Genomic DNA, 20,700 nt, shown 5'->3' with positions numbered 1-20,700 from the left:
CTGACTAGAAATTTTCCAGCCGAACTCTTAAAGTGGGGCAAAGCATGCGAGGAAACAATAAAATGACAACAGTATATCAAAATTTAGATCAGCAATTTATTCATGGCCAGTGGCAAGGCGGGACTTCAACCAGAACAATAAAAAATATCAATCCCTATACCCAGAGCGAAATTTTTAGCATGGCAGCTGCCAGTTCTGTCGATGTAGACAGTGCTTATACCGCAGCAGAGCAGGCTTTTCAGCAGGGTGTTTTGAATTCCACTGAAGTACGAAAGACAGTGTTGCAAAATGTGATCACAATTATTCAGCAGCGTCGTGATGAAATCATTGACTGGCTGATTATTGAATCAGGCAGTACACGTATTAAAGCTGGCGTTGAGGTAGATGCTGCTCTGGGCATCATTCTGGAAAGTCTGGCTTTTCCAGATCAGATCCAAACTGAACAGCTGGAAAGCAAAGATCCAGCACGTAAAAGTTTAGTTTTGCGTAAGCCTTTAGGCGTGATTGCTGTCATTAGTCCATGGAACTTTCCATTTCATTTATCCTTACGTTCAGTGGCAACTGCAATTGCCTGTGGCAATACCGTTGTATTGAAGCCGGCCAGTGATACGCCGGTGACTGGCGGCACCTTAATCGGCAAGCTATTTGAAGAAGCAGGTTTGCCTGCAGGTACACTGAATATTGTTGCCGGTGCTGGCAGTGAAATCGGGGATTATTTTGTTGAGCATTCAGTGCCGAAAATGATTTCATTTACCGGTTCGACTGAAGTGGGGAAAAGTGTCGGTAGCAAAGCCTTGGCTAGTCCCCGCATCAAACGTCTGGCACTTGAACTGGGTGGCAATGCGCCTTTGGTCATTCTGGATGATGCCGATCTTGATCTAGCAGTTGAACTGACGCTGATGGGGCGTTTTATGCATCAGGGACAAATTTGCATGAGTACCAATCGGGTTATTGTCGATGCCTCTATTCATGATGCCTATGTAGATAAGCTTCTGGATCGGATCAAAATGATTCCGGTGGGTGATCCAAATCTGGAAGATACCATGATCGGTCCGATCATTAACCAGAGTCAGGTTAAAAAGCATCAACAGATCATTCAAACGGGCAGCGAGCAGGGCGCACAACTGGTGTATGAAGGAGGAATTGAAGGGAATCTGGTCTATCCGCATATTTTTATTGATGTCGCGGAAGATTCCGATCTGGCGCAGCAAGAAAGCTTCGGTCCGATTTTACCTATCTTAAAAGCCCGGAATGAAGCACATGCTTTAAACCTGGCCAATGCGACCGAGTTTGGTTTATCCAGTGCAGTATGTACTTCAAACATCGAGCGAGGCAGCGCGTTTGCCGCACAACTGGATATCGGTATGACACATATTAATGGCATTAGTGTGGCAGACCAGTCAAATGCACCCTTTGGCGGCGAGAAAAATTCAGGATTGGGTCGTTTCAATGGTCGCTGGATTTTTGAAGAGTTTACCCGGACACATTGGTTGACGGTACCGAATTCATAACAGTCAACGCGCCTAAAACTATAGAAATACGACAGGCTTCGACTTGGCATCACGGTATAATGTTATGGTCGAATGATTTACATATATGAACCATGTGCGCCAATTTTAAGCCTTTAACCTTAGAGCAGTTGCATAATCTGGGATTGCCAGAAATTCCTTTTGAATATCCAGAGGAGGTCTATCCCAATTATGCTACACCGCTTTTGTTTCATTCAGCTCAAGGACTGGAATGGCGTTCCGTGAATTTTGGACTCATTCCGAAATGGGCAGAAGACAAAACTATAGGTACCAAGACCTATAACGCCAGAAATGAAACCTTACTGCAAAGGCCCACCTTCGCTGAAGCCACCGCCAAATGTCATTTTGGCGTCATTCCGGTATCGGAATTTTATGAGTCCAAATATTTTGACAATAAACCGCAGCGTTGGGGTGTAAGACGTAAAGATGGTCAGGCGACTTTTATTGCAGCTGTGTATGAGATTGCTCGGGTACAAGGGGAAATTGTACGCTCTGCCAGTATGATTACCATGGATGCAATTGACCATCCCATGATGAAGGAGTTTCATGAGCCGGGTAATATCAAACGCTCGGTTATTGTGATTCCACAGCAGCGACTGCAAGAATGGCTAACGCTAAGGCATCCGGATATTCGTAGCTTTGTAGAGGGCTTTCCGGTAGAAGATTTTGAATGCTCACATGTACCAAAAGAAAAAATCAAAAAAGTCAGTCCACAACTGAACTTTTTTGATTTTTAGAAAGCTCTGGCGAATTATTTATTATTATAAAGTATGCGCCAATTCGCCAGCGTCTATTTAAAATAAAAAGTAGGTCTTTAACGAGCTAAATTTTTGAAAATATGACGTAAACTTTCCATGGTTTTTTCAATTTGCAAAGGCGTCAGGCCTTCAAATGACTGTTCCAGTACGACATTGGTCAGATCATTGATCTTATGTGTCATTTGCATGCCTTTGTCAGTCAAAAATACTCGGGTAATCCGTGCGTCATCCTCACATGAATAGGTTTCAACCAGACCTTCGTCTTTTAAGCGGTAGACAATTTTAGTCGTGGTCGACATTTTAGAAACAACCATCTCTGACAAATCAGAAACACTGGCATGCGGTTTGGCTTTTAGTGCAAGAAGGATGCGGCGGCGGGAATTGTCAACACCATACTTTTTTAGTGCATGATCGACATTAACGACGTATTGAGCATGAACCTGAGTTACCCAATAATATGGAAAGTTTTCTAAATTAAATTCTTCCGTACACGGCAAAAATTTTGCATATTTCTTAGTCATGAAATGTTCCTTGTATTTATTTTTCTAGGGCCCGTTCATTTTATGAAAAAGTTTATGCATATTTCAACCTTTATTTTAAAAATGTTAAAGCGCTAACACTTTTTAGTTTTGCTTAACATCCCAAGGAGTTGATCAGTTCTGCATGTGAGCCTTATCTGGCGCGAAGATTGTTCTTTAAAATCGGATGAAAGGCGATAATATTTTGTATAAATTTAATTCCTCATTATGTATTTCGTGAGTAGAAATGTTTTCCAAGACTTTTTATTGTTCTTAAGCAGCCTGTCTGAATAGGTTTTAATGCAAATAATTGTATTTCAATAAATTAATCGATTTAAGAAATATAGGGTGATTGAGTGGTTTTAGTCAATATAGTAAATGATTATTTACAACTATATTTTTAAGTGATTGTTCTTTCAATAAAAAATAGTTTATGCTCTAATCTTTAAGTGACCTTAAAAGTAATGGCCTAATCAAACTAAATTCTGTTTATTTTTAATTCAATTCGAATACATGATGTAGAAAAAATTAAAATTAATCAGTTTCAGCATCAATCAGTTGGTCATAAAAGTCTCAATAAAATCATGATCATGTAATTTTTTTGTAAATTAATACATTACAAAATACTCAGTTTATGCATAATGGAATAGTCTTAAGTTGCATAGGTTAAATTTTAATGGATCCCTCGCCGTGCGTTGATCTTCCATCTTTATTTCTAGCTTACTCGAACGGGGTCATTCTCTAATGGAATTTTTATTAGATCCCGGAATCTGGGTAGGTTTAATTACTCTTATTATTCTTGAAATTGTTTTAGGTATTGATAACCTAGTCTTCATTGCCATTCTGGCTGAAAAACTTCCTCCTGAACAACGCGATAAAGCACGTGTTATTGGTTTGTCTCTCGCATTATTCATGCGTCTAGGCCTGTTATTTGCCATTGCCTGGTTGGTCACTTTGACACAACCATTGATTACTGTGTTTGACTGGACCTTCTCCGGTCGGGACCTGATCTTGTTATTTGGTGGCTTGTTCCTGGTGTATAAGGCCGTTACTGAGCTGCATGAAAAGATTGAAGGTAAACCTGAAGTCACAGTGTCTACCAATGTGGTATATGCAAGTTTCACTGCTGTTGTTGCACAGATTGTTGTTTTAGATGCTGTTTTCTCTTTAGATTCAGTGATTACCGCCATTGGTATGGTCGACAATATTTATGTCATGATGGCTGCCATGATTGTCGCAATGGGCGTGATGCTACTGGCATCGAAACCATTGACCAACTTTGTGAATCGCCATCCAACCGTGGTGATTCTGTGTTTAAGCTTCCTACTTTTGATTGGTATCAGCCTGATTGCAGAAGGTTTTGGTTTCCATATTCCAAAAGGCTATATCTATTCAGGTATTGGTGTTGCGATCATAATCGAAGCATTCAACCAGTTCGGTCAGCGTAATGCTGCTAAACATGAATCCAAGATTCCTTTGCGTCATCGTACGGCTGACTCGATCCTGAAGTTAATGGGTGGCAAGCTAGAGACGACCGACAGTCAAAATAATCAGGCACAAGAAACCTTTGCAGATGAAGAACGCTATATGATTGGTGGGGTGCTTACCCTTGCAGAGCGTTCAGTCGCTTCGATCATGACGCCGCGCGGTCAGATTTCATGGGTTGATCTGGAAGATAGCCCAGAACAGATCCGTGAAAAAATTCTGTCTGTTCCACACAGTCTGTTCCCGGTATGTCGCGGTAGCCTAGATAAGGTGATTAGCGTAGTACGTGCCAAAGAATTATTGGATGTACTGGAAGAGCCGGAAGAATTAAAAGCACTGATTAAACGTCATCGCCCAATTTATATCTTTGAAAAGATGAAAGTTATTGACGCGATTAATACCTTGCGTACTTCTAAAGGTTCTTTGGTCTTGGTGAGTGACGAGTTTGGTAATGTACAGGGTCTGATTTCACCGCTAGATGTATTTGAAGCAATTGCTGGTGAATTCCCGGATGCAGACGAACAGCTAGATCTAGTTAAAATCGATGATACGCACTGGATTGCATCGGGCATGTTAGATCTTTATCAGCTTGAGCTTGAGCTTGGCATGATTGATCTGATTGATGAAGATGCCGGTTATATCAGTGTGGCGGGTTTGATTCTGGATAAAACCAACAGTACGGTTGAAGTTGGCACCGAGTTAAATTATCAGGGTGTACAGTTCAAAGTCACTGAAATTGAAAGCAATCGTATCAAGTCGGTCAGCATTCATTACGCAGTTTAAACAGGTGTTTTAAATACGTTATTTGTTCAAATTCTAAAAGTCAGTTGCTTTAGTGGCAGCTGGCTTTTTTAATGCATTTTCTGAGTTGGGCTCATTAAAAAATTTAGATAGAAATAATGTTAGCTCATTGTTCGAACTGAGTTTTATCAGTCTATTCATACTATCATTCATGTTCTAGATTGAGCTAAATATCCCAGTATTGCACTGAAATTTTAAAGCCGAAAAAGTCAAATCAGCAATCAAAAATAAGCATGATCAGGCTTCAAATATTGATTCATGTAACCTGTTAATCAAAACTTAAAAGTCATATTTAAATACTGACAAAAAATTGAACTACAATTCACATGAACTAGATTTGCATGATGCAAACAGATCTTAAGTAAAATGGAAACCGTTTGTGTGGAAATCGCCAGATAAGTTGCATGAAGCCTACTCAGTTCAGAATAAAACGACTCAAAAATGATCTCCGAAAGAGCTAGACAAAACATTTCTAAGGAGATCAATAAAGCAAATGAGTAGGATCAATCTAAATAGGGATGTTTATCTATTAAAGAGAATAAACACCCATGAAGTGACCCGTAAACTAAATGGATTCTGGCAGAATTTTAAAGTTGGCGTATTGTCGGATTGTTTCAGTATTGAGTTGATGGATTTCATCCAGAAAGGCGACATTAAAACAGCCTAACTGTTGCGCACGTTCAAATGCCAATTGACCGGCAATTGCAAAATGTACATGCGCAGTCAATGCAGCAAGGGCTGGGGACGTTACTGCACTATAGGCAGCAATTAGTGCCCCGAGTGCACATCCCATCGCCGTGATTCGGGGCTGTAAAGCAGAACCGCCTGACACCTGTATCACAGGATAGTCTTTCGAAATAATATAATCGGATTCACCGGAGATCGCGATACATTCACAATGATCCAGCAAACTTCGCGCCTGTAAATAAACATCCGCACTGTCTACTGTGCTGTCTACACCCTTGGACTCGATCTGCTTGCCAGCCAAAGCACCAATTTCAGAAGCATTGCCTCGTAAAATCGTAGGCTGGGAATGCATCAACTGATCTACGACGCCAGAACGCCAGCGCAGAACTGTTCCATAACCGACCGGATCAAGCACCCACGGTTTTTGCAATTGATGTGCAGTTTTCGCAGCAATCTGCATCGCCTGAACCTGCTCGGTAGTTGGTGTACCCAGATTCAGACTGATTGCTGCTGCAATCTTGGCAAAACTTTCAGCTTCAAAAGGATTGTCGATCATGGCCGGAGAAACATGTGCAGCCAGTACAATATTGGCGACATAGTTACTGGCCACCGTATTGGTCATTATATGTACCAGGGGCTGCTGTTGCTGAAGTTTCAACCAGGCCTCACAGATCTGATCCAGAAGCGTTTGCTGTAGTGCTTGCGTAGAAGTCGTCATAATGGTTATTTAGAAGAAGAGAAAGATTCGTTGTATTCGGTCAGCGGGTAAAATAGTGGTCTTGATGCTTGCAGCTACGACAGAATAGGCTGACATAATCACTGGCATCATAATCCACCGACAGTTCCTGTGAGCCACAGTGCATACAACGTTTCTGGGAGTAGAATTTCAGGCGAGGTTCGATTTTTTGCCACGAACGCCAGACTGGCTGAAAGAAGATATTTTCATCATAGCCCAAAAACCGATAAAACAGGATTTCGCTCATCTTGCTGAATGCCAGTTGCGGTGGACGCGGCAGGGTAGAGGTTTCCCATTTTTCTGTAACTGAACGTTCGCGGTACTGCTGCAAGGTTTTTTTCAGCAGATTGGTATTAATAAAGTTTTCATTGCGAGGCTTGAGGGCTTTTTGTTTGTACAGATATTCAAGTCCCGTTTGTACCAGATAATAAATCTGGCCTACAGCCAGTACATCCAAAAGACGATAGCAAAAGGTCTGAAAGCTCTGATTTCCGGCGATCTGCACATTCCAGCTACGGCAATAGAATTGGGCAAACTGAATGATTTCCTCATACAGCAGGCAATAGAGTGCATCTTTGACTTCATCTGCACTTTTAAAGGGCACACCTTGGCTCAGGTTTTGGTAAAACCAATTGCGCAGCTGCTGGGTAATGCTGAAGAGGGTGGGCTCAGAATAGCCATCCAGTCGGACATTAATATAATAATGCTGATTTTCCTGCTGGAGATCTTTGGGAATCAGAACCTGATCCCGGATCAGGCTTTTCACCAGACCATGTTGGAACAGATAATTGGGACTGATGGAATAATATCGAATTTGATGCCAGTCAATATATTCGCGGTGCTGGCTATATTCCTGCACCTGTTCATCCAGAAGTGCAAGTAAAAACAGTTTATTGATAAAACTGAGCTGATTCAGCTCAAGAACCGGCCGATCCTGCTTTTTATGATATTGACGGTTTTCCTGTAAACGGACTTCCTTGAGCATGCGTTTGCGCTGCGCCAGACAGTGTTCACAATAACAATTGTGCTTTTGATCGGAATAAAGCTGATGCTGGCAATGGCTACATTCATGATAGCTCAGCTCCTGATCATATTGTTCTGCCTCAATCCAATACATCGATGCCTTACATAGCGGGCAGTGGGTACTTTCATCAAGCTGTTTTTGCAGAACACTGAATACCATGGTCGCGAGCAACTCTAGAATGGACGGGCATTTGATTATACACGGCTGATGAGATGCAAACGTAGTGGACTGGTGCAATTTTTCTAAATCAAAAATAGTCACCCAAACAGCAGAAGAGCTACCGAAGTAGCTCTGATTTTAAAAACATGAAATGACACTTTTTAAACCGGGCAGGGTAATGTGTCGTCCTCCTCGCCGCGATGTTTGGCATGAATTAAGGCCTGAACCTTTTTAGAGGGAACTTTTTTGGTACCCAGTGCATCGTAGGTGTTGAGAATGGCAGTCACTTCATGAGCCTGAAGCGGAATACCTTCACAGCTCATCAACAGTGCAATCACTTTATGATCAATATTGGCCTGATCCAGGGTCTGCAGAGTTTTAATATTTTCGATCCGTATTACATGCTGTTTTAAATACATGACTCACCTCATCATCGTTATCATTATTCTTTCATTGGAAGTGTGGAAAAACACAGTTTAACTGTAGCAATAAGTGTGCTCATTTTTTAATCTGCATTTATGCGGTACTCTGCAAATAAAATTATATATTTTTAAATCAGTTATTTATGAAAATGTAAGAAATTATGATTCTGACTATTTTTATGGCACAGATATTTCTTATGTAGAGCCGAGTGCTGCCCATTTAGGCAGAATGCATTGAAAGTGGTGCATGAAATGCCCATATTAGATCTGACAATACAAATGCACAGACAGCGTTTCAAACTTGGCGTATGATTTTGACATGAACAATGTCGAACACGATAAAAGATTAGGACAGGACATGAATATTGCGGCAAACCCGGTGATCGAAGCGGATCAAACCATTTATTTAAAAGACTATCAAAAACCTTCCTTTGTCGTCGATTCTGTAGACCTGAATATTCAAGTCTACAGTGACCACAGTCTGGTCAGCAGCAAGCTGGAGATGCAGCGTCAGACTGCTGGCGATCTGGTTCTGCTTGGCCGCGATCTGGAACTGCAATCGATCCGGTTAAATGGTCAACCCCTGAATGACAGAGACTACCATCTTGATGCTGAACAACTGGTGATTGCCAATGTGCCTGATCAAGTGTCGCTTGAAATCGTGGTTAAAATTCATCCTGAAAGTAATACTATGCTGGAAGGTTTATATCAGGCCAGTTCAGATCTGTTTGTGACCCAAAATGAACCAGAAGGGTTCCGTAAAATTACTTTCTATCCAGACCGTCCTGATGTGTTGTCGGTCTTTACAACGCGTGTAGAGGCAGACAAGAAATATCCGGTCTTGCTCGCGAATGGTAACCTGCTGGAAACCGGTGAAGTAGATGAAAAGCGTCACTATGCCGTGTGGCAGGATCCAACCAAGAAACCGAGCTATTTGTTCGCCTGTGTCATTGGTGATTTGGCAGTGATGAAAGATTCTTATGTCACGTCAGAAGGCCGCAATGTGGCTCTGGAAATCTACGCAGAAGAAAAAGATATTCCAAAATGTAAGATTGCCATGGAAGCGCTCAAACATTCCATGCGCTGGGATGAAGAGCATTATGGTCTGCCTTATGATCTGGATAACTACATGATTGTGGCGACCAGTGCATTCAACATGGGTGCCATGGAAAATAAAGGTCTGAATATCTTCAATACTTCATGCGTGCTGGCCGATGAAGAGTACACCACTGATGCCGCAATCATGCGAGTGCAGTCAGTCATTGCACATGAATATTTCCATAACTGGACTGGTAACCGGATTACCTGTCGTGACTGGTTCCAGTTATGTTTGAAAGAAGGCTTGACTGTATTCCGTGACCAGTCTTTCTCGGAAGATTTACAATCGGCTGCGGTACAGCGTATTGATGATGTAGCAGTTCTGAAAGCACATCAGTTCCCGGAAGATTCAGGGCCGCTATCACATCCGCCGCGTCCAGATCATTTTGTAGAAATTAACAACTTCTATACTGCCACTGTTTATGAAAAAGGGGCTGAAATTAACCGCATGATGGCGACCTTGCTCGGTAAGGAAAAATTCCGCCAGGGTACAGATGAATATTTCCGCCGTCATGATGGTCAAGCAGTAACAGTTGAGGATTGGGTGGCTGCACTGACAGCAGGTTCAGGTGTGGATCTTTCAAACTTCCTGACCTGGTACAATCAGCCGGGTACACCTAAACTTCAAGCAAAAGCTGAATATGATGTAGAGACACAAATCTATCGCCTCAGCTTTAAGCAAAGCCTGAAAACCCATGCTAAATATCCAAATCTGAAAGCCGTACCCATTCCAGTGGCTTTGGCATTGTTTGATGCTGAAACCGGTGAGCAGCTAACGCTGAACTCTGAGGCACTCTTTGAAAATGGCGTCAAAGATGGTGTGTATCTGTTTGATCAGGATGAAGCCACGATTGAATTTAGCGGTGTGACAGCAAAACCGGTGGTGTCCTTGCTGCGTAATTTCTCTGCACCAGTGAATCTGGACTTTGACTATTCAGAAAAAGAACTGGCTTTCCTGTTGCAATACGAGACCAATGGTTTTAACCAGTGGCAAGCAACTCAGACCTTACTCGAGCGTATCTTGCTGGATGACCAGCCTGCAGAAATTTATATCGAGGCTATGCTTAATACCTTGCCGGGTGTGATAGAAAAAGATCCGCTATTGGCATCACGTCTGTTTGATGTACCGTCTGAAGGTTATTTGGGCAGCCGTATTGATCAGGACTATAATCCGGTTCTGATTCAGGAAAAGCGTGAGGCTTTGCTGCATACACTGGCCCGTGCCTTTGGTGAAACAGCCAAAGAGACGTATCTTGATCTGGATCCTGATCTGCAATCTGAATTCTCGCAAGCGATGGGTGTACGTGCTTTAAGAAACATCATGCTGACGATGATCGCACGTCAGGGAGATGCATCTGCCTTTGACTTGGCCTATGAGCAGTATCATACAGGCAATATGTCTGAACGTTTGGGTGCGCTGAAAGTCTTGGTCTGGAATGATGCACCACAAGCAGAAGAAGCTCTGGCAGATTTCTATAGCTGCTTTGAAGATGAAGCCTTGTCTTTAGACCAATGGTTTATGGTTCAGGCAGCACATCCAAAAGCAACGGATGCAACGATTGCGTATCTGACCCAGCATCCGGATTATGATCTGGCTGTGCCTAACCGTATCCGTGCAGTGAGCGGGGGGCTGAATGCTAATCCGGTCAATACCTGGAGCTTTGGCGTGCAGCATTTTATTGGACTGGCAAAATATCTGGACGAGAAAAATCCGATTGTAGGCTCACGTTTGCTACAGGTATTGTCACGCTGGTATACCTTGGCAGAACCGCAACGCAGTGAAGTGAAAGCACAGCTTGAAACCTTAAAGCCACTGGTTAAATCTAAAAATGTGTCTGAGACACTCAATAGTATGCTCAGCGTATAACATCAATATTCATAAAAAACCGGATCGACCTGATCCGGTTTTTTATTTCCTGTTTATTTCAAACGCTGGCTTTAAATACAGTTGAATTTCTCTAAAGGCTTAGGTAAGTACTAAAGGGTGTTACAGTATGATTATACGGAAAAGAGTATTTGTTTATTAAGCTGTAAGCTAGGTAAAGGGATCTACAGATTCGCTTACTAGAGGTTGTCCAAGATATGTTAGTGAAAATTGAAGATGGTTTTTATTTAAATAGCCAGCATATTATTGCCGTACATGTCAGCAAGAATCCTGAAAATGGCTTACTTGAAATCTCCATTCAATATACGCCGCATTCCATTCAGCAGGTCGGAGAATACAAAAAAGTATTTCAAAACCAGCTTGATGCTGAAATTTTCTTAAGTGAGTTAAATCAAAAACTTCGCTAAAAGCCTGCATCATACAGGCTTTGATCAAGCATCTTATTGTCTGACGATGAGGACTGGAATAGAGGAAAGTGCCAGAACATTCTGAGCGACACTGCCCAGCATGAGTTTTTGCAGACCCTTACGACCATGTGAACCCATAATGATCATATCGGTCGGGGATTCATTTGCAGCCTGCATAATGCCTTCTGACGGCGCCATGCCATGCAGGATTTTTGTCGTCACCTGGATGCCATCACGAACAAAGTTCAGTTTCAGTTCATTTAAACGATCAAGTGCATTTTGTTCTGCATGCATAAAGTAATCTGTGACTGCTGGAGCAACTTTGTAAAAATCTACGCCCTTAAAGGGATCTACCGCAATCACACTGAGTAAAGTGACATGGCTATGAAATACTTTGGCCAGTTCCAGGGCATGATCTGCGGCAGCATAGGAAATCGAGGACTCATCGAGTGCTACGAGAAGATGATCATAGTTATTCATGGTGCTTCCTCATATTTATTATTGCAGTAAAGGGGGAGTGTGGTTTAAGCGAGTAAATCTCCACAGCATGTTTTGCTAGAGGTTCAAATGTAAAAGTAGCAAGTACTGCGCATCTTGAAGATGCGCAGCATCAGGATTATTTTTTCACGATCAGTACGGGAATTTCACTCGCACCCAATACATCTTGTGCAAAGCTGCCCAGAATCATTTTCTGGAAGCCTTTACGGCCATGAGAACCCATGACGATCAGGTCGGCTTTCACCTCACCCGCGGTTTCAGCAATATGTTCTGCATTGACTAAACCTGTGACAATGCGGGATTGCGCTTCAATACCTTCACCGGCTGCGATGGCAGTGGCTTCTTTCAAGGCCTTTTTGGCATTGGCATGTGCCTCGATAAAATATTCCTTCATGATAGAGGAGCTGTAATAGAAATCAGCCTCGGTAAAAGGATCTTCTGCGATCAGGCTGATCAGGGAAAGCTGACTACCAAATGCCTTGGCAATTTTGGCAGCATGTCGTACTGCAGAAAAGGAAATTTCTGAACCGTCCACTGGGACTAAAATATGTTGATAGGCCATGGCTTTTCTCCGCAGGTTGTCTGATTTTTAGGCTTGGTTTATTGATAGCACAGTGCTGTGGCGGGTGCAATTGCAAAAAAGCGGTAAAATTGAAAAAACTCATTAAATTACAAATATTTTTCATGTAAAATTGATGAAAAAAACAGAGTAAAAAACTCGGAATTGCAGTTTTAGTGATCAAAAATAAGAGGATGAATAGTCCTTGTTTGCAGCAGGATAGTTTAAACTGCCGTAGCCTGTTTTTAGATCATGTATAGGGGACAGTTTTGAGGTTTTTTGCCATTCATCTTTTGCTCATAAGTTCAGTTATTCTTTCCGGCTGTCAGACCGCACAGAACAGTAAAGTCATTGCCGGTGCTTTTAACCTGACCACAGGCTTGCAGCAAAAAGTGATGGATCGTTATGCACCTAGTGCGGTTATCGTGCAGCAGAATATTGCCTATGCGCCGCAACAGAAATTATCTCTGGATCTGTATCAGCCGCAGAATATTGCCAGTATTGGCCCACGACCGACCATTGTCTGGATTCATGGCGGCGGCTGGATTTCAGGTTCTAAAGAACATGCACGGGGTTATTTCAAGCTGCTGGCGGCACAGGGCTATAACGTGGTATCCGTGCAATATCAGTTTGCGCCACAAGTGACCTATCCAAGCCAGTTACACCAGATCAATCAGGCACTTGAATTTCTCGATACCTATGCAGACACCTACCAAATCGATGCCCAGAACTTATATCTGGCCGGAGATTCTGCCGGGGCGAATATGGCCAGCCATTACGCCGCGCTTTTGACCAATCCTGTATTTGCCGACCAATCCGGTATTCAGCCTCATCTGCAACCTACGCAGCTTAAAGGTTTAATCTTGCATTGTGGAATTTATGACTTGGAAGCATTTGCCAGCACAGCACCTGAAGAAATGAAAATTATCGAATGGGGTGTCTTTAACCTGATTCAGGCTTATACCGGCGAGCGTAAATATGATGCCGAGTTTTTAAAGCAGATTTCTCCGATTCAGTATATTACGCCGTCTTATCCACCTGTCCTGATCAGTGGTGGGAATAAGGACTTCCTGACCGATACTCAGTCGCTACCATTTGTAAAAGCTTTGAAGGAACAGCAGATTCCTGTGACTGAAATATTTTATCCAGAGTCTAAGGCCTGGCTCATTCATGAATATCAGTTTTTTATGGGCAAAAAGGAAAGTCAGCAAACTTTTGTCAAAACCCTGGATTTTTTACATCAGCTTTCCCCGTGAAGAGAAAACTGTGCAAAATGAATCTCTCAAGATTGATCGTGTCAGATCGTCCCGACAGCAATCATTGAAAAATAGTTTGGAGTTTAAAAAATGAATCCTGTGTCATGGGCATATTTATTGTTGGCATTGGCTATTATTGCCGAAGTGACTGGATCAACATTTCTGGTGAAGTCTGAAGGCTTTACCCGATTATGGCCATCTCTGGCAGTAGTCGTTTTATTCTGTATTGCGTTTTATTTGCTGTCTCAGGTGATTAAAGTAATCCCCTTAGGCATTGCATATGCAATCTGGGCGGGAGTAGGCATCGTTCTTACGGCAATCGCAGGCTATGTGATCTTTAAGCAGGCGCTAGATTTGCCCGCTTTTATCGGGATTGCACTGATCATTTCCGGTGTGGTGGTGATTAACCTGTTTTCCCAGACTGCAGGGCATTAAAAAGGCAGACAAGGTAGCTGCCTCATTTCTACAATAAGCTTATGCCACTTGCGGTTTAAGCTTAAACATTAAATAAACTATCAGACCAAGTAGCAGTCCCCAAAAAGCGGAGCCAATACCAAAAAACTGGATATTAGAGGCGCTAAACAGGAATGTCATCAGTGCTGCTTCACGGTCATGACTGTCCTGAAAAGCCAGCGCGATATTGTGGCCAATGGTGCCAAACAGGGCAATGCCTGCCAATACTGTAATCAGAATCCCCGGAAAAGCCATTAGTACACTGGTCAAGGTCGCAGCAAAAAAACCCATCAGGATATAAAACAGGCCGCAGCTCATACCGGCAATATAACGTTTGGCCGGATCAGGATGCGCTTGGACATCCAGGCTGACCGCCGCACTGATTGCGGCAAGATTGACACTAAAACAGCCAAATGGTGCCAACATCGTCTGTGTAATACCCGTCCAGCCTAGAATAGAATTTACTTTCGGGGGATAACCATAACTTTTGATGACGGCCAAGCCAGGCAGGTATTGCGATGCCAGATTAATCACCATTAACGGTAAGGCTAATCCTAAAACAGCCTGCAAACTAAATTCAGGTGTAATCCATACCGGCTGGGCAATACTCCAGTTCAGCTGTGGAATAGTAAAATTAATAAAGAACGGACAAAGGGCAATAGCCATTAACACGGTAATCACGATGCTATACCGCGTACTCAGTTTTTTGGAAACCAGATAAATCGCCAGTACACAAAGCACAAATTCCCATGACTGTTGCAAACTACCAAACACAGAGATACCAAATTTCAGCAAGACACCTGCCAGCATGGCACTGGTCAAATTTTGTGGAATAAACTGGAAAATTCGCTCGAAAATTCCAAAAAATCCTAGACAAGCGATCAGAATGCCAGAAATCAGAAAAGCGCCAATTGCTTCCCCCAGACTATAGTGACCGGCAGAAGCAATGACCAGCGCCAGACCGGCAGTCGACCAGGCGGTTGAAATCGGATAGCGATATTTCCAGGAAAGCAGAAACCCGGAAACTCCAATGCCGATACCCAGTGCCCACAACCAGGAACTGATCTGTGCCTGATTGGCACCCAGGCTTTGCGCAGCTTCAATAACCAGTACGGCAGAAACACTGATACCAATCATGCAGGTAATAAAACCGGCCATGATGGCGGGAAAGGAGAGATCTTGTAAAAGTTTTGGCATCATCCATGACACTATTTTTAAATGCGTTTAAATCATACGCTTTTCACGTATCAACACAATGTTTTTAACAATTTTATCTAGAGGTCTGCTGGTTTGAAGCCGGTCATTGCTAGAAAGTTGAAGTCGCCAGTTTAAGGCCAAAACCGCAAAACAGGATCCCGACCGCTGCGACACAGCTGGCAGTCACTTTATAATTTTTGTTGAAATAGGACGCCAGTTTTACACCAGAAAAAATCAGAATTGAAAGATAGGTCATACTGATCAATTGCAAAATCACAGCCAGAAGCGTGAACGTCAGGGCAGGATAAGGATAGGCAGGGTCGACAAACTGCACAAAAAATGACAGGTAAAATAGAATCGCTTTGGGATTTAAAATACTGATTGTGAGCGCTGTACGAAAGGGCTGAACAGATTCTACCGTATCTGGAGTCGTCTTTTTAATCTGGACGCGTTGTGATGACTTTTCCGGAAAGAAAGTCTGGTAGGCCGCAATGATTAGCTTGATACCCAAGTAACTGAGATAGATCGCTCCAATAACTTTCAGTGCAATAAACAGTACCGGAAAGGCATGCAGTAAAGAAGCTGCTCCCAATGCTGTACATATAATCAGGATCAGATCGCCCGTATAAACCCCCAAGGCACCCATATATCCCGTCTTAATCCCAAAGCGCGAAGCAATCGACATGACATACAGGGAATTCGGCCCGGGCAGTAGCACAATCAACGTGGTTCCAATGATAAAGGTCGTTAGATCTGTGATACCAAACACGAAAAACTCGCATGAACAAAAAAGCCGATGCGGCATTATAGCAACATCGGCTTGGAGAAATTTGCTAAATTTTCTTTAAATCTCAGTGGTACTCAGGAAAGTTTCACGTAATAAAGCAGCCAGTTGCTCACGGGCTTTAATGAAACCGTCAATGCCGCCTTGCAATAATTCACTGGCCATCGGATCCTGTTTCAATTGTGCATCAAAATCGGCATGGCTGATTGGACTGAGTTCACCTTGAACTTGAATATCTTTGGCTGAGAGTTGAGCTCGCACTTCACGTTGATCATTTTCTAGTTCGGCCAATAAATTTGGCGCTACCGTGAGCAGATCACAGCCGCTCAAGCCCAGTACCTGATCAATACTTCGGAAGCTGGCGCCCATGATTTCAGTCTGAATACCATGTGCTTTATAGAACTCATAAATACGCTTAACTGATAAGACCCCCGGATCTTGTTCAATCGGGTAAGACTCAACGCCTTCAGCTTTTTTGTACCAGTCCAGAATACGGCCGACAAAAGGCGAGATTAGAGTCACTTTGGCATCGGCACAGGCATGGGCCTGATGCTGACCAAATAATAAAGTCAGGTTGGTATGAATCCCTTCTTCTTCCAGTGCTTTTGCTGCTTGAATGCCTTCCCAGGTAGACGCGATCTTGATCAGGATGCGGTCTGAATCAATTCCATATTGCGCATAAAGTGCCAGCAACTCTTTGGCTTTGGCAATCGTGGCTTCAGTATTAAAAGACAGGAAAGCATCGACTTCTGTTGAAACACGGCCTTCAATGAGTTTTAAGATTTCTACACCGAATTTGACCGTCAAAATATCAATGGTTCGTTCAATCAGGGCGTCATCTGCATAGCCTTCTTGCTGGGCTTGCTGAAAAGCAGCTTCAATCAAGGCCTGATTTTCAGGTTGTTTCGCTGCTGCAGTAATCAGCGATGGATTGGTGGTTGCATCAAGCGGACGAAATTTTTCAATGGCACTCAAATCACTGCTGTCTGCCACAATGGTCGTCAAGTTTTTTAATTGGTTTAATGCAGTTAATGTCATTACGATCTAGTTCTATGGTTATTGCTTATGCTTTCTTATATATCATAAATGGCCGGTTTACCAAGTAGACTGTCGTTGAATTTCTGTGATTAATGCCCGGTTTTGCGTTGTTTGCGCAAGTGATTAATCAAAAAATGAGCAGCTGTGCCTAATCGGGTTTCCCTGCTCCAGACCAGATCAACAAAATATTCGAACTTTGGGGTGAAATCGAGCAGGTTGAGAACCTGTAACTGATCTTGCAAATGTGGCTGCTCATTCAGCATTTCGAGTGGCAGCACGCCCCAGCCCAGACCTTGCTGAATCATGCTGCAAGCCGAGTGATGGTTGTCGGTGCGCCAGTAATTTCGTGAAAAGAGTAGTTCCGGCTTAATGGTGCGATCCCGACTGGCCACCACAATCTGCCTGTTTTGCAAAATCTGTTCATAACTGACTCGATCGAACTGACTTAGGGGATGCTGTTTAGCGACTACAGCGACCAGTACCTCACGTTTTAATTCTACAAACTGTTCCCGTGTTTCCAGTTGTTCGCGTTCAAACATCAGGGCCAGCTGCGCTGAACCTTCAAACAGCATACGATGTGCATCTTCCTGAGGTGCACTGAATACATTGACTTGCAGTGCAGGAAATTCCTGTTCCAGTAACACGATATAATCGGTCCAGCGCGTATGCAGTAATTCTGAAACCACTACAATATTCAGTTCAGATTCCAGGCCTGAACTTAGGGCTTGAGCATGCTGTTTCCACTGATTCATTTCGACCAGAAGTTGCTGGGTTTTTTCATACAATACTTGCGCCTGTGCGGTCGGTTTCGGTTCACGACCTATACGCTGAAACAGTTCCAGATTTAAATCAATTTCCAGATTGGCAATGGCCATGCTGACTGCGGAAGGTACTTTACCCAGTTGACGGGCAGCTGCAGAGAAAGAACCGGTTTCCATCACAGTTTTAAACATCAGCAGCTGTTCCTGATTAACATTCATAATTTTATCTTTCATTTTTACTGATAGATTCTAACTCGGATAGTCAGATTTAAAGAAATAAAATTCTTGCATCATGTAATGAATTGAGCTGATTTGATATGTTAATTTCCAAAAGAAGGTTGATTCATGCAGCTTTATATGAAGGCATTTTACTGGTCGTGATCGCTGTTCTGCTAAGTACATTGATGCATATGCCGCTTGAGGTCACCGGTGCACTCGGGATTGCTATGGCCGTGACTTCAGTACTCTGGAACATGCTGTTTAATCATTATTTTGAAAAATTTGAAGCAAAACATCGTTTGAAAAGAACCATTAAAGTGCGGATTGCCCATGCAATTGGCTTTGAAGGCGGTTTGATGCTGGCGACCATTCCGATGGTGGCTTATGCCTTGCACATGAGTCTGGCTCAGGCCTTTCTGCTGGATTTGGCTTTGACCCTTTGTATCTTGGTGTATACCTTTATTTTCCAGTGGATTTATGATCATCTAGAAGCCAGACTGGGGCAAGAGCCGGATTATCGTAAAATCTCATCATCAAATAAGCCATAAAAAATACCACACAGTTCAGACTCCCTTTTCAGAATGCGAAAGGTGAAATATTCAGCGATGAGGACTTGATCAAGTCCTCATTTTTTATGCTCGAACCTAGCTGAAAATTAAGCTATAAGACTTTGATTTTTTATTTTAATTTTTAAATTTATTGGGGAATTCAATGCTATTTAGACGCGCGATCTTATCAGTGTCCATCGTGTTGCTGATGTCTGGTTGTGGGGGGGGAGGAGGTGATAGCAGTACGTCACAGCAGACGCTTCCGGATCTCGTAATTTCACCAGGTTCGGGTGAGCAACTGAGCAAAATTGCGGAATTTAAGGTTCTGGATGTAGGTTCGGAATTAACAGCAGGGAATTTCGGTCTGAAAACCTGGAATCCCACCGCCATGGTGGTAAATGGCGATGTGCTTTATATTGCCAATAGTCAGGCCGAATCGAATATTCTACGTTATGACTTAAAACAAAAACGTGCACTCAGTGCGATTGATCCTATGAAAATTTCGGGTCTGGCCAAAAAATGGGACAGCCTGAATGATCTGGAAATTCATGCAGGGCGTTTGTATGTGGCCAATTATGGCTCGAACCGAATTGATATTCTAGATATTAGTGGTGAGCAGCCGAGCTTCATTATGGCACTCGGCATAGGTGTATGGTGGGGCGATGCGCTTAATTATGCGCTGGTACATAGCAATGCAGTGACTGCTGACGACCGTTATGTGTATGTACCTGATATTGAAGGCCGGATCAATGTCTGGCGTCAAAGTGATGTGACAGCGCAAAACCATTTAAAGGCCCGCAAATTTGCACGGCTCAGCTTGCCGGGCTGTGCACGCAACTGTAATGCACGTATGGAGGTCATGGACGACTATCTGTATACCAGCCTGCCGGATGGTATGACTTATGTCCACGATATCAATCAGATTCAGGAAAATGGAAATAATATTACGCCCATTTTAACAGAAACCAATTTGTCGGCAGTCATGGATCGTCATAACGATGGAACTGTAAAAAGCTACCGGGAAAAATCTTTTAACTTGGAGTCTATCTTACCCAATAAAAGTGTAGATACTTTCCGAGATTATATTTTAAAAGGGCAAAACCAGAGCAGTCGACTGGCCAAGGCCAGCGATCTTTATATTTATGGTCAGAATCTATTACACATGGCCAATCAGAAAATTCATATTCTGCCGATGCTGACCTTGCAACAGAATAAATCCACACAGCTAAACCAAGCTATGATTTTAACCGAATCTCAGGCACGCGAGAGAAGCCGTGTCTTGCAGGATGGTGAATCATGGGAAACCTTGACCAATAGCCGCCAGCGTCATGTCTATATGGACAAGATTTTATCGGCAACTCTAAATGGCAACCGCCTGCATTTGCAAAGCTACAGTGCTGTGCCTGTACGTGATTTGCAGATTCGTGCCAAGATTAAAAACTCAGAAGACTGGGTGATTCTGGCTAAGCTGGATCAGTTGACGCCATTTTCGAAGGCAAATTTTGGTCTCAAGTTGACCGATCAATCCCGTTTCCCGTTGCTTGATGGCACAGGCTCGATCCAGCTCGCAGGTCTGAGTCAGACCACGCAAAACCCAAGCAATGTTTTTGATCTGAAAATTAGCTCTGAGACCGATGAGCACGTCAAAAAGCTGAATCAGATTAAAGCCAAATGGAAAATTTATTTTGGTACCTATGATGAACCGAATAAATGGTGTCGTATTACGCCGGTCTATGCCCGGGAATGGGTCATGATGATGACCAATCTGGCCTATATGCTCAGTACTCTAGAATTTGAAACCTTATGGTTTAACCATAAAGCGGTCATGGACACGATTTTTTTGGCAATGATGGTCAGGTAGAAGGGCCGAATGGTTTC

At 43.0% G+C, this 20,700-nt stretch carries 19 protein-coding genes; 9 read left to right on the top strand and 10 right to left on the bottom strand.

Annotation, left to right across the window (positions count from 1 at the left end; all coding sequences use genetic code 11):
* Nucleotides 1-62 precede the first annotated feature (62 nt).
* Nucleotides 63-1,511: an aldehyde dehydrogenase family protein gene (locus ACTL4S_RS04445; protein WP_441298835.1), complete on the top strand. Its 1,449-nt coding sequence runs from the start codon at nt 63-65 to the stop codon at nt 1,509-1,511.
* Nucleotides 1,512-1,603: 92 nt separating this feature from the next.
* The gene (locus tag ACTL4S_RS04440; protein WP_425879844.1) at nt 1,604-2,266 is read left to right on the top strand and encodes an SOS response-associated peptidase family protein; all 663 of its coding nucleotides are present in this window, start codon (nt 1,604-1,606) and stop codon (nt 2,264-2,266) included.
* 77 nt (nt 2,267-2,343) lie between these two features.
* On the opposite strand, the gene ACTL4S_RS04435 is transcribed toward ACTL4S_RS04440, so the two are convergent.
* A complete protein-coding gene (locus ACTL4S_RS04435) occupies nt 2,344-2,808 on the bottom strand; it encodes a MarR family winged helix-turn-helix transcriptional regulator (protein WP_004278843.1) in 465 nt (154 codons plus the stop codon).
* A gap of 741 nt (nt 2,809-3,549) precedes the next feature.
* Between ACTL4S_RS04435 and ACTL4S_RS04430 the strand changes: the two genes are divergently transcribed.
* Nucleotides 3,550-5,073 (top strand): TerC family protein, encoded by a 1,524-nt coding sequence (locus ACTL4S_RS04430; RefSeq protein WP_180037400.1) that lies wholly within the window; start codon nt 3,550-3,552, stop codon nt 5,071-5,073.
* A 583-nt stretch (nt 5,074-5,656) separates the two neighbouring features.
* Here ACTL4S_RS04430 and thiM read toward each other — a convergent pair.
* The 3 genes from thiM to ACTL4S_RS04415 form a co-directional block, all read right to left on the bottom strand.
* Complete coding sequence (thiM, locus tag ACTL4S_RS04425; RefSeq protein ID WP_441298834.1) at nt 5,657-6,496, bottom strand: hydroxyethylthiazole kinase; 840 nt, start codon at nt 6,494-6,496, stop codon at nt 5,657-5,659.
* 40 nt (nt 6,497-6,536) lie between these two features.
* Complete coding sequence (locus tag ACTL4S_RS04420) at nt 6,537-7,697, bottom strand: hypothetical protein (RefSeq protein ID WP_441298833.1); 1,161 nt, start codon at nt 7,695-7,697, stop codon at nt 6,537-6,539.
* A gap of 161 nt (nt 7,698-7,858) precedes the next feature.
* Nucleotides 7,859-8,116, bottom strand: a complete 258-nt coding sequence (locus ACTL4S_RS04415; RefSeq protein WP_005252210.1) for a hypothetical protein — start codon at nt 8,114-8,116, stop codon at nt 7,859-7,861.
* A gap of 361 nt (nt 8,117-8,477) precedes the next feature.
* On the opposite strand from ACTL4S_RS04415, the gene pepN reads away from it, so the two are divergent.
* Nucleotides 8,478-11,084, top strand: coding sequence for an aminopeptidase N (gene pepN, locus ACTL4S_RS04410; protein ID WP_441298832.1), 2,607 nt, complete (start codon nt 8,478-8,480; stop codon nt 11,082-11,084).
* A gap of 215 nt (nt 11,085-11,299) precedes the next feature.
* On the top strand, nt 11,300-11,509 hold the full coding sequence (locus ACTL4S_RS04405) for a hypothetical protein (RefSeq protein WP_441298831.1): 210 nt from the start codon (nt 11,300-11,302) through the stop codon (nt 11,507-11,509).
* 33 nt (nt 11,510-11,542) lie between these two features.
* On the opposite strand, the gene ACTL4S_RS04400 is transcribed toward ACTL4S_RS04405, so the two are convergent.
* Entirely contained in the window at nt 11,543-11,989 is a 447-nt protein-coding gene (locus ACTL4S_RS04400) for a universal stress protein (RefSeq protein ID WP_004278835.1), read from the bottom strand.
* A gap of 136 nt (nt 11,990-12,125) precedes the next feature.
* Nucleotides 12,126-12,569: a universal stress protein gene (locus ACTL4S_RS04395; RefSeq protein WP_004278834.1), complete on the bottom strand. Its 444-nt coding sequence runs from the start codon at nt 12,567-12,569 to the stop codon at nt 12,126-12,128.
* Nucleotides 12,570-12,835: 266 nt separating this feature from the next.
* On the opposite strand from ACTL4S_RS04395, the gene ACTL4S_RS04390 reads away from it, so the two are divergent.
* Together ACTL4S_RS04390 and ACTL4S_RS04385 are read left to right on the top strand one after the other, a co-directional pair.
* The gene (locus tag ACTL4S_RS04390; RefSeq protein ID WP_441298830.1) at nt 12,836-13,822 is read left to right on the top strand and encodes an alpha/beta hydrolase; all 987 of its coding nucleotides are present in this window, start codon (nt 12,836-12,838) and stop codon (nt 13,820-13,822) included.
* A 90-nt stretch (nt 13,823-13,912) separates the two neighbouring features.
* Nucleotides 13,913-14,257 carry an SMR family transporter gene (locus tag ACTL4S_RS04385; RefSeq protein ID WP_005252206.1) on the top strand — a complete coding sequence of 115 codons (345 nt, stop codon included), beginning with the start codon at nt 13,913-13,915 and terminating at the stop codon, nt 14,255-14,257.
* Nucleotides 14,258-14,296: 39 nt separating this feature from the next.
* On the opposite strand, the gene ACTL4S_RS04380 is transcribed toward ACTL4S_RS04385, so the two are convergent.
* The 4 genes from ACTL4S_RS04380 to aceR all read right to left on the bottom strand — a co-directional run bounded on the left by ACTL4S_RS04380 (nt 14,297) and on the right by aceR (nt 18,274).
* A complete protein-coding gene (locus tag ACTL4S_RS04380) occupies nt 14,297-15,472 on the bottom strand; it encodes a benzoate/H(+) symporter BenE family transporter (RefSeq protein WP_441298837.1) in 1,176 nt (391 codons plus the stop codon).
* A 109-nt stretch (nt 15,473-15,581) separates the two neighbouring features.
* Nucleotides 15,582-16,241, bottom strand: coding sequence for a leucine efflux protein LeuE (gene leuE / locus ACTL4S_RS04375; RefSeq protein WP_312327428.1), 660 nt, complete (start codon nt 16,239-16,241; stop codon nt 15,582-15,584).
* Between the two features lie 75 nt (nt 16,242-16,316).
* Nucleotides 16,317-17,294: a transaldolase gene (gene tal / locus ACTL4S_RS04370; RefSeq protein ID WP_441298829.1), complete on the bottom strand. Its 978-nt coding sequence runs from the start codon at nt 17,292-17,294 to the stop codon at nt 16,317-16,319.
* Nucleotides 17,295-17,383: 89 nt separating this feature from the next.
* Complete coding sequence (gene aceR / locus ACTL4S_RS04365; RefSeq protein ID WP_441298828.1) at nt 17,384-18,274, bottom strand: HTH-type transcriptional regulator AceR; 891 nt, start codon at nt 18,272-18,274, stop codon at nt 17,384-17,386.
* Between the two features lie 98 nt (nt 18,275-18,372).
* On the opposite strand from aceR, the gene ACTL4S_RS04360 reads away from it, so the two are divergent.
* A complete protein-coding gene (locus ACTL4S_RS04360; protein WP_005252200.1) occupies nt 18,373-18,822 on the top strand; it encodes an AceI family chlorhexidine efflux PACE transporter in 450 nt (149 codons plus the stop codon).
* A gap of 163 nt (nt 18,823-18,985) precedes the next feature.
* Nucleotides 18,986-20,683 (top strand): hypothetical protein, encoded by a 1,698-nt coding sequence (locus tag ACTL4S_RS04355; protein WP_502917761.1) that lies wholly within the window; start codon nt 18,986-18,988, stop codon nt 20,681-20,683.
* The last annotated feature ends 17 nt before the right edge of the window (nt 20,684-20,700 follow it).

It is taken from the genome of Acinetobacter lwoffii (assembly GCF_052078135.1).
Classification (GTDB): domain Bacteria; phylum Pseudomonadota; class Gammaproteobacteria; order Pseudomonadales; family Moraxellaceae; genus Acinetobacter; species Acinetobacter lwoffii_Z.
The sequence above is the reverse complement of the archived record's forward strand: the minus strand, read 5'-3'. Positions and strand labels throughout refer to the sequence as shown.